The organism is uncultured Aquimarina sp. (assembly GCF_947492115.1).
GTDB lineage: Bacteria > Bacteroidota > Bacteroidia > Flavobacteriales > Flavobacteriaceae > Aquimarina.
The window spans coordinates 474,547-491,285 of the sequence record NZ_CANLMM010000002.1; the positions used below are offsets into that span (position 1 = coordinate 474,547).

Annotated in this window: 10 protein-coding genes; 8 read left to right on the forward strand and 2 right to left on the reverse strand. The window is 33.2% G+C overall.

All coding sequences use genetic code 11. The annotated features are described in order from the left end of the window. Nucleotides 1-182: 182 nt before the first annotated feature. The 8 genes from Q1A73_RS07480 (at nt 183) to Q1A73_RS07515 (ending at nt 9,992) form a co-directional block, all read left to right on the forward strand. Nucleotides 183-497 (forward strand): YbjQ family protein, encoded by a 315-nt coding sequence (locus Q1A73_RS07480; RefSeq protein WP_299603633.1) that lies wholly within the window; start codon nt 183-185, stop codon nt 495-497. A 159-nt stretch (nt 498-656) separates the two neighbouring features. Then, entirely contained in the window at nt 657-1,355 is a 699-nt protein-coding gene (locus tag Q1A73_RS07485; RefSeq protein WP_299603636.1) for an OB-fold-containig protein, read from the forward strand. A gap of 23 nt (nt 1,356-1,378) precedes the next feature. Next, the gene (locus tag Q1A73_RS07490) at nt 1,379-3,469 is read left to right on the forward strand and encodes a flotillin family protein (RefSeq protein WP_299603637.1); all 2,091 of its coding nucleotides are present in this window, start codon (nt 1,379-1,381) and stop codon (nt 3,467-3,469) included. 197 nt (nt 3,470-3,666) lie between these two features. Beyond that, nucleotides 3,667-3,918, forward strand: coding sequence for a hypothetical protein (locus tag Q1A73_RS07495; RefSeq protein ID WP_299603640.1), 252 nt, complete (start codon nt 3,667-3,669; stop codon nt 3,916-3,918). Then, on the forward strand, nt 3,918-4,178 hold the full coding sequence (locus tag Q1A73_RS07500; protein ID WP_299603643.1) for a hypothetical protein: 261 nt from the start codon (nt 3,918-3,920) through the stop codon (nt 4,176-4,178). The genes Q1A73_RS07495 and Q1A73_RS07500 overlap by 1 nt, the downstream gene beginning before the upstream one ends. A gap of 54 nt (nt 4,179-4,232) precedes the next feature. Further along, entirely contained in the window at nt 4,233-4,586 is a 354-nt protein-coding gene (locus tag Q1A73_RS07505; RefSeq protein WP_299603646.1) for a DUF3592 domain-containing protein, read from the forward strand. A 107-nt stretch (nt 4,587-4,693) separates the two neighbouring features. After that, nucleotides 4,694-5,002 carry a GIY-YIG nuclease family protein gene (locus tag Q1A73_RS07510; protein WP_299603648.1) on the forward strand — a complete coding sequence of 103 codons (309 nt, stop codon included), beginning with the start codon at nt 4,694-4,696 and terminating at the stop codon, nt 5,000-5,002. A 124-nt stretch (nt 5,003-5,126) separates the two neighbouring features. After that, entirely contained in the window at nt 5,127-9,992 is a 4,866-nt protein-coding gene (locus Q1A73_RS07515) for a DNA repair ATPase (RefSeq protein WP_299603652.1), read from the forward strand. A 161-nt stretch (nt 9,993-10,153) separates the two neighbouring features. On the opposite strand, the gene Q1A73_RS07520 is transcribed toward Q1A73_RS07515, so the two are convergent. Next, nucleotides 10,154-13,015, reverse strand: coding sequence for an SIR2 family protein (locus Q1A73_RS07520; RefSeq protein WP_299603655.1), 2,862 nt, complete (start codon nt 13,013-13,015; stop codon nt 10,154-10,156). Between the two features lie 482 nt (nt 13,016-13,497). Next, nucleotides 13,498-16,692, reverse strand: a complete 3,195-nt coding sequence (locus Q1A73_RS07525) for a DUF5060 domain-containing protein (protein WP_299603658.1) — start codon at nt 16,690-16,692, stop codon at nt 13,498-13,500. Between the last annotated feature and the right edge of the window lie 47 nt (nt 16,693-16,739).

The following is a 16,739-nucleotide window of genomic DNA, read 5'->3' on the forward strand; positions in this document are numbered from 1 at the left end:
AAAAATAAAGTATTGACTATTCTTTTTGAAGGTCAAAGACAGGTTAATGACATTTTCTATGTTTCCTACAAAAAACAAAGAAACAATAGACTATTATAAGATCTTATCGAATCCAATCAAGTAATTGATTATCAGATGCTTTTGGTCTACTCAAAAAATAATAACAAAAAAACTAATAAATCATGGTAACATCTACGACAGAAAAGATACCTAATAAGGAAGTTATTGAAATTTTAGGAATTGCAAGAGGAAGTACAGTGAGAGCCAGAAATATTGGTAGAGATGTTTTTGCAGGGCTAAAAAATATTGTAGGAGGAGAAATAGAAGAATACACCAAACTACAGGCACAGTCCAGAGAACAAGCTTTACAAAGAATGCATCAGGATGCGCAACGATTAGGAGCAGATGCGGTTATTAATGTAAGATTGACTACTTCTATGGTTATGCAAGGAGCTTCAGAAATCCTTGCGTATGGAACCGCAGTAAAACTTAAATAATAAGAAGATGGGAGCATTATTTATAGGTATTTTTTGGACAAGTATCTTCGTTGCTCTGATTTATCTAGCAATATGAAGAATAAAAATCTATCAAACCGAAGATTTTGAAAAGAGGGATAATTAATGAGATAACAATTAACTTACTAAACAACTGAAACATTGAAAGAATTAGTAGAGATAGCATTTTCACCGGTAAACGCATTTTTCTCCATTATGTGTTTAGCTCTTTTGTTGTACTGGATTTTAACCATACTTACAGGATTGGATTTGGACTTCTTTGATGTTGAGTTTGATGCTTCGACAGACATAGATCTTGATGTAGATATGGACGCCGATCTGGATAATTACAATCCCGATGTGGACTTACCACCAAAAAATATCAATTCTGAAGTTCAGACCGAAAGTGCAGGCATACAATTTTTAAGGTATTTCAACTTTGATGAGTTGCCCTTAATGTTTATGCTTACAATTCTCTTTTTTTCAATTTGGTTCATATCTATAAATATCACCTATTCATTTGGATGGCAATCTAATTGGATTGGTTTTCTGATGCTAGTTCCCAATCTAATAGTGAGCTTGTTTATTACAAAATTGTTAACCAAGCCTATTGCTAAACTTTATCGAATGATAGATCATAAAGGAGAAGAAGAAATTGACTTTTTAGGAAGAAGATGTATTGTAAAATCCCCAGTATCCGGAGATAAGCTAGGACAAATAGAAGTCGTGGTAAAAGGTGATCCTATAAGAGTTCAAGCTAAAGGTTTTAAAGGAGCATCTATTTCATCTGGAGAAGAAGCTTTAATTGTCAACGAATCAAAAGACAAGAAATATTATTTAATAGAAAAATTTCAATCATAAATAACCGACAAATTCAAATTAATATGTTAGAGAAATCATCAATAATAGTCTTAATAGCTATCGTAATTGTAGCTTTTGGATTAATTGTATGGATTATATCCATGTACAAAAAAATAATCCAAGGTAAAGTCCTAGTGCGAACAGGAGCTGGCGGAACCAAAGTTTATTTTAATGCAGGATTAGTAGTTCCAGTACTTCATAAAATGGAGATTATGGATATCGCTGTAAAGAAGCTAGAAATTGAAAGAACAGGAACCAATGGATTAATCTGTAAAGATAACATTCGAGCAGACATTAAAGTAGCGTTTTTTGTACGTGTAAATAAATCAAAAGCAGATATTATCAATGTAGCACAAACTATCGGATGTGCCAGAGCCTCAGAAATCGATGTTCTTCGTAATTTATTCGATGCTAAGTTCTCTGAAGCCTTAAAAACCGTAGGAAAAAAGTTTGAATTTGTAGAGTTATATGAAGCGCGTAGAGAATTCAGAGATGAAATTGTAAATATCATTGGTACAGATCTAAATGGATACGTGTTAGATGATTGCGCAATCGATGACTTAGAACAAACTTCACTAAGCGTTATGAAACCAGATAATATTCTGGATGCTGAAGGTATTAAGAAAATCACTGAGTTAACTGCTGCACAGAATGTAAAATCCAATCTGATCAAGCGGGATGAGGAAAAAGTTATTCGCAAGCAAGATGTAGAGGCACGAGAAGCTATCCTAGAACTTGATAAGCAATTGGCAGAAAAAGAAGAACAGCAAAGAAGAGAAATTGCTAATATCAAAGCGCGTGAAGAAGCTGAAATATTAAAAGTAGGAGAAGAAGAAAGACTTAAATCTGAAACAGCACGTATTGCTACCGAAGAGAAAGTAAAAGTTGCCGAAGAAAATATGCAACGTCAAATTATTGTTGCTGAGAAAAACAAGCAACGTACTAATGCTGTTGAAACAGAAAGAGTAGAAAAAGATAGAATGCTAGAAGCAACAGAGCGTGAGCGAATTGTAACCTTAGCACAAATAGAAAAAGAAAAAGTAGTTGAAGTAGAGAAAAAGAACATTCAGGATGTGATTCGTGATCGCGTGATGCTAGAAAAAGGCGTGGTCGAAGAGCAAGAAAACATGAAAGATATCGAAGCATTCAAAACTGCAAATCGTGAGAAGCAAGTAAAAATTACCATTGCTGAAGCAAATGCAGAAGAAGCGTTGATCTCTACAATCAAAGCTGCGGAAGCGCAAAAAGAAGCTGCTAAGCAAAAAGCTGAAGAAATCAATATCGAAGCACAAGCGCAAAAAGAAGCTAGTGAAAAAGAAGCGGAAGCTCGTAAAACATTGGCAGAAGCACAAGCTAAAGAAGAAGCTACTATTGGAATGTCTGAAGCACAAGTAATGCATGCCAAAGCAGATGCTAACGAGCGTCAGGGATTAGTGGAAGCGAATATCATCGAGAAAAAAGCAAAAGCAGAAGCTGCAGGTATTCTTGCAAAAGCAGAAGCTGTTAAAGAAGAAGGAATCGCAGAAGCTGAAGTGATTAAAGAAAAAGCACTTGCACAAGCTATAGGTGATAAAGAAATTGCATTAGCAGAAGCTGCGGGAATCGAAGAGAAAGCGGAAGCAATGAAGAAGCTGGATGGTGTTGGTAAAGAACACGAAGAATTCAAGTTGAAATTAGATAAGGAATTACAAGTGGATCTTGCACAGATCAATATTCAGAAAGAGATTGCCTTTGCACAAGCAGATGTTATCGGAGCTGCATTAAAAGCTGCTAATATTGATATTGTAGGTGGTGAAACTATGTTCTTCGAGCAAATTATTGGTCAAATTACCAAAGCCAAAGGATACGATAGATTGGTACAACATTCTAGTACGGTACAAGAAGTAAAAGATGCTATTCTAGGAAGTGATGATGTAAAAGGAAACCTTTTGGAAAAAGTAAGAGATTTTGCTACCAAATACGGAATCTCTTCTGAAGACATCAAAAATCTAACGATTGCCAATATCCTAATGGATTTAAAACAGAAATCTACTAACGAAGAAGAAAACACCTTGTTTAGTAACCTGTTTAATCTAGCTAAAGGATTAGGAATTTCAGACAAGAAATTGAAATAATATAAACTTCTCTCTGTGCAGAGAAAACAAAAAGAAAAGGGTATCACCTACCCTTTTCTTTTCATGAAATATATGCATACTAACACATATACATTTTTAGACCCATAAAAGTCAATCCCTGAAAGTCTTGAACTCTCTTTGGGGTAGCGAGTGATTGACTAGATGGGATTTGTTTAACTTTTAATACTGGTTTAATTATGAGTATAGCTGCAATGATTGCTTCGATTAAGTTTAATGATCGAAGAAATAAAAGAGATGCTTTTAGCCATATAAATGGAAATACGGATACCCAAAGTAGAGGTATCAAAGTAGAACCCATTTCGGAAGAAACTTTACAAAAGATACGAGATAAGCTAAAAAGGCAAAGGCAAGTACTTTATAGAAAACAAGTTGTTGTCTTTGGGATGATAATAGTTCTGATAACATCTATTCTGATATACATAGCGTAGTGATGGGAGGATATGGTCATAATTTAAGTAATCTTCTTAAAAATAGTAGAAGAAAAGAACGAAAAGCCTATGATGGATGGACAGAAACTGACAGTGAAAGTAAAGGCATTGAAACCGTACCCGTTTCTGAAGAGCTATTGCAAGAGATTAGGGATAAACTAAAAAAACAACGAAAACAAACTCGTAGAAAACACATACTAACAATTATACTAAGTGTCGCTGTTTTTATTTTGCTTTTCTGGTTTGTTCTTTATCAATAGTATTACGATCCAGGTGTAAGTTTTGGATCGTTTAGATAATAAAAAAACGAAATCATGAGTAGAAAATTTTTAGGACTAATCGCAGTATTATTTATATGCATTGGCGTATTAGCATTTAATACCTATTACAAAAAAGAAGGTTTAGCAAAAAATGGAGTCCAAACATCCGCGGTGATAACTAAAATCACTACCAACAAATTAGATAGTGATATTGGTTTGGACATTGACAACTTTCATGTAACATATGAATACGAGGTAAATGGAAAGAGTTATCAAAAGATCCAAGAAATAGTACGACAAGAGCATGATTTGTATTTTGAAAAACCAGGAAAAGTTGGAGATTCTTTAAAAATTGTCTATGATTCAGAAAAACCAACGAATTCAAGGATTGAGAAGATTAAAGAATAGATTTTGAACAGTAATTAATAGTTTATTCTAATGCAATATGATTATCAAACTAGGATGTCACACTGAGCTTGTCGAAGTGTCATTGAAACCTTTATGGAAATGTACTAATGAAACAATACTATGTGTATATAATTAAGTGTAAAGATAATTCCTTTTATGTAGGAATAACAAATAATTTAGAAAGAAGGACATACGAACATAACAAAGGTCTAAACCAGGATTGTTACACTTTTAATCGTAAACCTGTAGAATTAAAATGGTTTGAAACTTTTATTGACCCTAATCAAGCTATTAAAATAGAAAAACAGTTAAAAGGATGGAGTCGAAGGAAAAAAATAGCATTGATAGAAAAAGATTGGGATAAATTAATTGAATTTTCGAAAAACTATACTGAATTTGGAAATCAAATAGAATAGTAATTTTATCTAGCGAGCGCTTCGACAAGCTCAACGTGACATCGGAAGTAATAACTAAAATTGATTGTCAGACTGAGCCTGTCGAAGACTTTATAAAACGAAAGTATTTTCGATTTTAAAAACTATGGAAGAAACCAACACAAATAACATACAATTAGACGGTGGAACCTATGAGATCATCCAAAATCGTTTGCAAAAACAAAAAGGTGAACTCCAGAATCGTCTTACCCAACTAAATGATGCAAGAAAAGAAGTTTTTGGTAGTGTAGAAACTAAACTAATTGCCAATAATCGCATCAATACCGAAAATAATTGTATCGCCAGAGACATCGTAACCATTGGTAAATATTGTCTCTTTGGTTACAATGTACATTTTGGTTTAAGAACAGAGATCAAGTTAGAAGATGTTTTTAGTATTTATACTTACACCGATGATCACTTTGTAAATAAAAAATTAGACCTCATCGAGGACGATATTTTTATTAATGATTTCACGAATTTATATAAGTATTATAGAAACACCATTTTTTCGAAGTTTGCTATTGTAGGCAACTATCTTCATATGGTTTTTCAGTTAAGCGAAAGCGTATCCGATATTAAAACCTTTAAATGGTTAATCAATGAAGGAACACTTACCTATGTTGATAACCGAAGTGAGCACGAATTTAAATTTCCGAATCAGTATGATTTCGAGTGGACAGAAGTAACTCGAGATATGCATAGATACGGAACCCATCCGCATATCTCTATTTTAGATAAAGTATTTGTAGAAACCGTTGGTGGAGATCTCACCATTAAAATCGAAGACAACACAGATGATGGAAAAGGAATCTACAATGAAGCGGTAGCGCAAGTAGATCAAACCTTAGATGATGGTCAATATCGTTATGCAGATTTAGGCAACCTCATCGCCTTAGAAATAAAACCATTTCAGGAAACTCCTAGATACTTTGTATACAATCATAAAGTACAAGAAGTAAAAAAAATCGAGTGTATAAAAGACGCTTGTGTGCTTTTGCCTGATGATCAAGGAATCATCTATCCTAATGGTTATTATCTACAATCTGGAGAAGTAAAACTGTTCACCAATGAAGTTTCTGATGTTCAATTTCAAGAAAAAATAAGCTCTCCTAATGGTGAAGATTTTCTATATGTTTTCTATGAAAGCGAAAAAGGACTTTATACTTTGATGTCATATAATGTAATAGAGCAAGAGGTAAAAACTCCTATCGTTTGTAATGGGTTTACCATTTTAGAAGATGGAGAGTTGTGCTATTTCAAAACTGAAGATGAGCAAACGAAACATCATGTTATTCAAATTTGGCAAACTCCTTTCTTAACTGGAAACGAAATTCCTTCTCAGCATACAGACACTTTAATTTACAAAATAGGAAATAAAGATATCGTAAAAGCAATGGCAGAATGCCATGCACTCATTACACTTCTGAATAAAGAAGATAGTTATGATGGTTTGTATGATGATCTGGCTAAATCTTCGGGAGAAATTGTAGACAGCTATTATTGGATTAGAGAAGATGATACCTTCCGTTTAGATATTCCGTTAGGAGAAATAAGTAATGCAGCAAATGCAGCTATCGATGAATTTGAAAAAGTTGTCCAACTAAGAAGAACTGCTGCCAATGTAACCAAAGAAACCAAAGCAAAAGCAGAAGAAATCTTTGGGAAGATAAAAAGTAGCTCCTTCCGATCTATAGATGATTTTGTGCAAGTTTTATCACAACTAAGAACCCTGCGCGGTGAAGTAATTGGTTTACAAGACATTCGTTATGTAGATAAAACCTTTATCACTGAGCTTGAAACAGAAATTGCAGAGCAAACGGATAAAATTTCTCAGCGCTGTGTGCAATTCTTACTAGATGACAAGGCACTACTACCCTATCACGAGAGAGTAGAAGAAAAAAAGCAATCGCTGGATAACATCAAAAAAGTAATCGATGCTAAAAAGTTAGAAGACGAAGTAAATCAGATTGCAACGGACTTGGAAATGCTTATTGATATTGTTTCCAACCTTCAGATTGAAGACACATCTCATTCTACTAAGATTATCGATAATATTTCTTTGATTTTTGCTACTATTAATCAATTAAAGGCTGGAATAAAGAACACGATAAAATCGCTTGGCAGCAAAGAAGCCAATGCAGAGTTTGCAGCCCAATTAAAACTAGTAGATCAGAGTATTATCAATTATCTGGATATCGCAAACACTCCAGAAAAAACAGATGAGTTGTTAAACAAAGTATCTGTTCAACTAGAAGATTTAGAAGGTCGATTTGCAGATTTTGAAGAATTCATCACTCAGATTATAGAAAAGCGAGAAGAAGTATACAATGCTTTTGAAGCTAGAAAAAATAGTCTGATCGAGGCAAGAAACAAAAAGGCAGTTGCCTTAGAAAATGCTGCAAACAGAATACTCAAAGGAGTTACTAAAAAGGCATTAAGTTTTGATACTGTTGCAGATATTAATGGATATTTTGCTTCGGATTTGATGATCAATAAACTGCGTGATATCATCTCCAATTTAATGGAATTAAATGATGCTGGTAAAGCGGAAACCATTGAAACGGCATTAAAAGTTGCCAAGGAAGATGCTACTCGTAAACTAAAAGACAAACAAGACCTATATGAAGATGGTGAAAATATCATCAAATTAGGAAAACACAAGTTTGGTGTCAACAAGCAACCACTAGACCTTACCATTGTTTACAAAGATAAGACCTTACAATATCATCTTACAGGGACCGATTTTTATCAGGAGATTGAAAATGAGACCTTATTAGTTTCTAAAAAATACTGGGATCAAGAACTTATTTCCGAAAATCAAGATATGTATCGTGCTGCTTATCTAGCTTACAAGATTTTCAAAAACTCAAAAGAAGACCTTTCTAGTATATCTGAAAAAGATCTACTAGAAATTATAAAATCAGAAAGTAGCAAGAACTATGCAGAAGGTTATGTAAAAGGCGTACATGATGTAGACGCTGCAAAAATTCTAAAAGTTTTAGTTCAGAAAGATCATGATCTCGGCTTATTAAGATACGATTCCAAATCAAGGTCGTATTCACAATATTTTTGGAATAGTTTGGATGATGACAAAAAAGAGTATTGGAACAATACTATTAAAGCTTCAGGTGAAGTATTAGCTATATTCTCGGATAGTACTGAGTACAAAACCGTACTTACTGATTTAGCAAAAGAAGTGATTTCATTCTCAGAAGAACATCAACTTTTTACCTCAGATCATGCAGAGGTCATTAGTAATTATCTTTTTGAGGAATTACAAAGCGATAATGTTTTTTGTATTAGTCAAACGGCAAACGAGCTACACGAGTCCTTTTTAACCGAATTAAAAAAGAAAAAGGTACTTGATAGATTCAAAAAATCATTGGAAGCAACGGGAGATAAATATCAAAAAGATCTCATCCGTTTAGCATTGCAATGGGTAACCGCCTATTTAAAAACACATCATCCAAAACAAATTGATTATGCACATGAGATTGTTTGTTGTCTGTTGTACAAAAAAGAATCCATAGCAGAAATTATTCATGTAAGTCCATCACAAATTATTGATGGTTTACAAGGAAGTCATTCAACAATACAAGAAGGAAATTTTGAATTTAATTATCATAAGTTTATTGCCGATGTAACCAACTTTGTACAGATTGATGTTCCTGCCTATGAAGCATATAGAGATGCAAAGCATCAGGTAACAGAAATGCTAAAAGAAGACTTGAAACTTTCTGAGTTTAAACCAAGAGTTTTATCCTCTTTCGTTAGAAACAAACTAATTGATCAAGTATATCTTCCTTTATTTGGAGACAACTTAGCCAAGCAATTAGGAAGTGTTGGAGATAACAAACGTACGGATAGAATGGGAATGTTATTACTCATTTCTCCACCAGGATACGGTAAAACTACCCTGATGGAATATATGGCAAATCGTTTGGGATTGGTATTTATGAAAATAAATGGGCCTGCAATTGGTCATGAAGTAACTTCTGTGGATCCTATGGCAGCCAATAATGCCGCCGCTCGTGAAGAATTGAAAAAACTAAACCTTGCATTCGAAATGGGTAATAATGTGATGCTATATCTAGATGATATTCAACACTGTAATCCAGAGTTTTTACAGAAATTTATTTCTCTGGCTGATGGTACTCGTAAAATTGAAGGAGTGTACAAAGGAAATCCTAAAACCTATGATTTACGCAGTAAGAAATTCTGCGTAATCATGGCCGGAAATCCATATACAGAAAGTGGTGAAAAATTTCAGATTCCAGATATGTTAGCCAACAGAGCTGACATCTATAACTTGGGAGATATTATTGGTGATACAGCTGATTTATTCAAATTGAGTTTGATTGAAAACGCACTTACTTCTAATCCTATATTGCATCAACTAAGCAGTAAATATTTCGAAGATATCTATGGATTAATCGAAATGGTAGCATCAGGAACCCAAGAAGGTATTGAGCTTAAAGGAAATCATACAAAACAAGAAGTACAAGATTACTTATCTATATTAGAAAAAGTAGTTACGATTCGTGATACGGTCATGCAAGTAAATGCGACGTATATACAGTCTGCTGCAATGGAAGATTCGTACCGCACAGAACCGTCATTTAAACTACAAGGTTCGTATCGTGATATGAGTAAATTAGTGGCAAAAGTAGTTCCTATTATGAATGAAAAGGAATTGCAGACACTTTTGTTATCACATTATGAAAATGAATCTCAAACTTTAACAAGTGCTGCAGAAGCCAATCTTCTGAAGTACAAAGAGCTAACAAACAACATTTCAAAGGAGGAAAAAAACCGCTGGGAAGTTATCAAAGAAACCTTTGTAAAAAACAATAAATTAAAAGGGTTTGGCGATAAAAACGAAATGGCACAAGTGCTTGCACAGATGATGCAATTTAGCGATCACCTATCTGGAATTCAGGAAGTATTAAAAAAAGGGTTAGAGAAATAACTCACTAAAAGGAGTTAAAAATGAAAATCAAAAATTTTGTCAATAGAACGTAATAGCATATGCACTACATATTTTTCTATCACCACAGCTTTGGTTGAGTTCCATATTTATTTAAAATTTAAGAAAAAATAATACCATTCCAATCCTTTCATTTGATGCTATTACAAGGTTTGATTATATTTCATCAAAAGTTCTTGAAAGCGTTCGTCATCCTTATATTCTTTTTTTATATCATCATCTAACCATTCTGCTTTTGCTTTTTTCTTAAAAGCTAACTCTAAAAATTCATAAAATTTAATTCTCTCTCCTAAAGCTGAATAAATAGCCGCCTTATTACCATAACTTGGTCCAGGATCTGTGTCTTTTTCAATCGCAATATCAACTGTTTTCATAGCATCAGACAAAAGGTTCATTCTCCTTAAAGTATTTGATTTTGAAGCGTAATAAGCTCCACAACCTGGGTCCATACTAATAGCTTTATTGTGATCAGTCAGTGCTTCTTCATAGCATTTTAAAGAAGTCCAAATAATCCCTCTGTAATTATAAAAATGAGATTTTTTAGGATCCAAGTTTATGGCCTTATTACAATCTTCTAAAGCTTTTTGATAATTTCTTAATAAACCTATCGAAGTACTTCTATTAAAATAATAAGAAGAGTTTTTCGGGTCAAGTTTTATTGCTTTATTATAGTCCTCTATAGCTTCGCTATACTTTTTTAATTCATCCTTAGCTAAACCTCTATTGAAATAGTAAGAAGAGTTTTGGGAATTTATCTCTATTGCTTTATCATAATCTTTTATAGCTTCAACATATTTCTTTAAAGCGTCTTTAGTGATACCTCTTTCGTTATAATACAAAGCCCTTTTAGAATTAATTGCTATAGCTCTATCATAATACTCAATAGCTTTCATATATTTTTTTTTGTAGAAATATATCGCCCCTATTCTCTCAAAATTTTCACTTTCATTTGGACTTAAGCTTTCAATTTTCTTTCTTATTTCAAGAGACTTATCAATTCTCTTTTTTGTATTCATATAGCAATCTGCAATATTTGACAAGGCATTCAAATCATCCGATTTAATTTTAAGTAATTGTTCATAATTTACTATCGCTTGTCCCCAGTTTTCTTCTAACATAAAATGCCTAGCTATAGCCCTATAACGTTCTATACTATTTAGTAAATGTTTTTTGAGCCCTTTCCCTTCTATATTTATTATATTAAAATTTTGTTCTAAACCTTTCGCTATTACCCCTTTTGGAGAGTTCTTATAAAAAGAAAGTAATTCATTAATATTATTTATATAAGTTCCATGCTTTTTATGGACCCTATACATTAGCGAAATAAAAAACTTTTCTTCCTTATTTATAATTCTTTTCTCCGATGATGCACTTGAACTATTACAAAACAAATACTTGACTGCACTTGGTAATGGAGAACTATAAAGAAAATCAACAAAATCTTCCACATCTTCTATATCTTGTTTCTCGTAAATTTTATTTATCGATGAATTCCCCTCATAAAATGGCAGAAAATAATTAAAGGTGTTGTTTTTAAAATAATCATTTTCAAAAATCTGTGAACTTAATGGAGATATTTCAAAAAGTCTTAACTGCATTATGTAAACAATCTCTTTTAAAGCTTCTTGAATTACTAAGTTTTTTTTAAGTCTTTGAATTTTTACAACTAATGGATTAAACCGCATCCATCGGTTTCCTAAATAATTTAAAACCAAAAACAAATGCGTTATTGCCTTTTGCCAAACTTTATTTTCTGAGTCATTCGTAAAATCTATCAATAAATCCATCTTCGAATAATCAACATCTTTGTGATTAATTAAACTACAAGATAACGCACTTACAACAACACTCCTATGATACCATTTATATTCCGAGTTTTGATCTTTTATATAATCAATTTTTATTTTAATATCATTTGAAAGTTTTTCTTCCCTAAAAATAGTATCAAAAACATACTCCAATTCCTGTTCTTTATGGTTTGGTATTTTTCTTTGAAAATCAAAATTTAGTTTTTCTTCAGTCAATCTAAGTATTTTATTTTTCAAGGCTGATAACTCTCTAAACAACTCTTTATTTTTACCCTTAATATTATCGACTTCTTTAATCTTTTCCTGATAAATACTTTCCAGAATAATAACATCTTCAATTTCATCTATATTTATCTCTTCTAAATTACTATCATTATCTTGATAGATTGTATTTGTTAATTCATTTTTATATTCGACTAGTTCGCCTAAAAATTTATCAAAACTTTCATTCCAATTTTCAACGTTAATAACCTGTATATTTTTCTCTCTAAAATCCTTTGTTTGATTTGAAACTATATAATGTGTAGTTGAATGCCCTTTGAATATTTCGTTCAAAAAATCAATTTGTTTATTAATAAATGGATCTTCCAGACTAAAACCCACAAAAAGAATTGTTTTGTTCAATAAAAAGTTTCTTAAACTTTGAGTATTTGAATTTTCTTCAATATAAAGCTTTTCATAGTCACTTCTAAACAAAACACATTTCGTTGGATCAGAAATATCTCCATGGATTTTATATAAAAAGGGAGTTCCACTTAAACTTTGTTTTTGCTGAAACACATTTTCTTGTGTAAATGTGTGCACTCCTTTAGGTATTACATTCTCAAGAGCCTTATCATAATTAGTAGTTATAATCTTATCACTAATACTCCAAAGGTTTTTATGCCTTTCTAAATTCTTTTCTTCTAAGGAAACTTTACCTATAATTTCGTACAAAATTTTTTCAGTTTCTGATTTATAATGCTCTTCTTCTAACCTAGTTAAAATATCAAATAAATCAGTAGAACCGGAATCCATGGTTTCTATATAATATCGAAAATTTAGCGGTGAATTTTGTTTATATTTTTCTTCTAACTTTTTTAAAATAGTTTTGACAAGATTATTCCAATTTGGAACTCCAAGAGGTATGGACATACCTGCTCCAACAAATAATACCAAAGAATCTTTGGCAATGGCTTCTTTTACCTTTTCAATCATATATGAAATATTAACTATTTGATTAACTGAACAGCAATAAAAATAAAAAAAATAACGTAATTCTCCCCTAAAACTATAACCGACAGCATCTCAATTCACTTGATCAAATGCTTTTAAAATTAGGTCAAAACGATATAAGAAATAAAGTCTAAAAAATAATTACAATAATGATTAACAATTTTTAACAAGTGCTGCGGAAGCCAATCTTCTGAAATACAAAGAACTAACAAACAACATTTCAAAGGAGGAAAAAAATCGCTGGGAAACTATCCAAGAAACCTTTGTAAAAAATAACAAATTAAAAGGGTTTGGCGATAAAAACGAAATGGCACAAGTGCTTGCACAGATGATGCAATTTAGCGATCACCTCTCCGAAATTCAGGAAGTATTAAAAAAGGGATTGGAAAAGTAAAATCTAACATAAAAAAGGATTGGATAATGATACCCAATCCTTTTTACAAATAGTTAGATAGTTAGTTACACTATTGTTTGATAAACTTTAAAGTATTTTGATTTTTTCCATCTCTAACAACCATAAAATATACTCCAGAAGGAATACTAGAAATATCTATCGAAGAATTATTATCAGATTCAGAAATTTCTATAGCAGAAATCACTTTTCTACCCGTCATATCATATACAGATACTTTGCCTTTAGTTAATCCTGCTACATTTACTAGATTATTAGCAGGATTTGGATATACCTTAAATTGGGCCTTATCAAATTCATCAACAGACAATTGACAATCTGACAATACTACATCAGGACCAGTACCCGTCGGTTTTGTATATGCTTTAGAAAGAACAAACTTATCGATTTCTGTTCCATCTTCTCTCATAGACAATGAGATTGTATGTACTCCCGCACTAGGAACATCTATATAAATAAGTTGCTCTTCACCACAGTGATTTGCATTTGTTCGTTGTTTACTTTCCCAAGTCCATTGATTTTTACCAGCACACCATTGCATACGTTGTCCAGAAGCTGGCCAAGTACCATTGATCCCTACATGTAACCCATTATCTTCAGAACCTGTAGAATACAAACGTACCCAAACAAAATATTTTCCTGGAGAATTGAACTTTACATTATAGTCTAAAACCCCTACTACTCCAGGTGTATTAGAAAAGCTTTCTCCATTAACCAATGGATCATCATGAGTTACTCTGGTATCAGGTAAAATTTCTAAGTATCCACCACCACTGGCAGAAGCATGATGACTAGGATCTGGATCTGGAGTTGGTGTAGAAACTGTTCCATCTTGGAAATACCATTGTCTTTTTTCTGTCTTTGTTTGGCTTACGAAGTCTTCTGCTTCTATTGCTACCACACCATTCTCTTCTGTAGGCACACATGAAGAACCATCTCCGTCTCCTCCACCATCTCCATCACCACCATCGTTACAATCCGTTAAGGATACAATGATTTTTGGAGCCACAGCTCCTTCTTTAGAATGAAACGAAACATCATTAGAACCTGTATGTTTTAGTATTAATGAAATTGTTTCTCCTTGTGAAACATCAGATAAGGTCCATTCATATGATTGCCCAGCAGAAAATGCACCATTAATAGAGCCTATTTTATCACCTTCTGATGGCTTATTAGCATCGGATAAGTTTCCTTCTGTCCAATTGTTAGCGTTTCCTTTATAAACATCTATAGTACCCTGACCAGGATCATCGTTTACTGTTAATCTCAGTTTAATAGCACTCACTGCATCTTCTGTTGATGGTACATCAAACTGCAAATAAGAAACTCTATTTCCTTGCTCTACTCTAAGTTCATCCGTGTTAAACCTAGTAGTTCCTTGTAAATAGGCATCTTGTGTTGCTATACTTTCTAAATCATCACATGTTGGCTCTCCGTCTGATTCACCTTTTATCAAAGCTACCCAATCATTAGTATCTGGGGCAGATAAAGAATTGGTAACTCCTTGTGGAGAAGACAATGCGCCTCCTGACCTTGGATTAAACCATTGTACCTGCCAAGTTCCTGAAGGTAAACTGATATTGGTTGATCCACCATCTGGAAGATACACCACATATACCTCATTTGGTTTTGCTAGTACATAATCGTCAGCGGAGGTAAGACCATCAGAAGAAACCATATCCACTAAATAAGAATCCAAATACGTTTCAAAAAAGTGCAATGCATAACTAGCGTGTGTATATTTTACATCTCTGGACCTATGATCCTGAGCTGTTAAATCGGTTTCTCCTGTTTGGTAACCATAGTAATACTCTACTCCAGTACCACCAGCCATAAATGTTCCCCAAAGTACTTGATCACGAACCAATTTATCTTCAGTACCATCCTGATCTACTCCTATATTTGCGCTTCCTTGTTCATCATTAGCAACTACCCATTTCTTTCCAGCATTTCTAGATTTCTCAAGCCACCTTCTTACATCATTATGCACATTGTTTTTTCCTGTTTGAATAGACGCTCCGGTAAGTTCAGAATTAGCACCTAATAAAGGATCATATCTTTGGTCCTGCTGATTTGGATATGTATGCAACACAATATGATGATCATAAGGATCTACATCTTTAATATAAGATGCAATACTTTTCACCACATTATCTGGAATTGTTGTCTCTTCTGTAATATTCCAGTTTAGTGCCAAGTGATGTCCGAATCTTGCAATCAGTTCTCTGTAATACAATTTTCTTTCTCTACCATTGGTATTATTATCCATCATATTATCATTCTCCGTCTCCATAGTTTTAAAATGCATAAACACCCCTTTTTTATCAGCATATTCAAAGATCTTTTCCCATTGAGCCATTTTTGAAACATCAAAACGATCTTTATGTACACCCTGATTCCATTGTTGACTATCATTATACCCATTATACACACTTTCGGTGACCTTCAGTAAATGGGGGAATACATTTTCATCGTCTCCATGTAGGCTAAGCGTTAAAAAAGAAAACGCATTCAACCCTTTGGTAGAAAGATAATTAACCACTCCTAATAGTTCAGACCCTTTTCCTCCATCCCAAGTATATGCTGAAGCATCAGATGCGACATAATCTTGTTGGTGGGGATTCCAATTTTTTCGTCGGTTTCCTCGGTTTGGTGTATTATCAAAATCTTCGTAAGCCAAGGTATTCTCTGGAGCATCTGCACCTGCCTTAACAAACCAGTTACCGTTAGGGTTTTCAGGATCTGTACCAGAATGTCTTAGATAATGTTCTCCTACGTATTGCAATCTCCCTTTATCCATGGCTCTATGATCACGTCCTGTTTTATCAGATTCTGTGATATTAAAAGAACCAGTATCTCCATCCATAAATCCAGCTGAAGCTCCTCCAGTTGTAATTGCAATATCATCTCCAGTTTTAAAAGAAGCTGTCCAGTTCCATGTACCTGTTTTTCCAGGTGCAAAATGAACTTTCCAGATCGCTCCAGAATCACAACTAGATTCTGCTGGATCTTCACATCCGGCATAATAGCCAGGAACTGTGTAAGAATAAGAACCATTCGTAAATGTAACATCCAGACGATAATCTGAGAATGGATTCGGATTTGCCGTCTCAGAGGTGTTTGGCCCTGTAAATGAAAGAGTAACTTTATGCCATCTTTTTAATTCGCCTTGAGGATTTTGGGCACTCATTGCAAAAGAAAAGAATGCAAATAGTGCAAATAGTTTTAGTCGAGTTGAAATAATCATTGTGTGGTTAATTTTGTTGATTGTTATATCCGGGTTTATTATTGAAA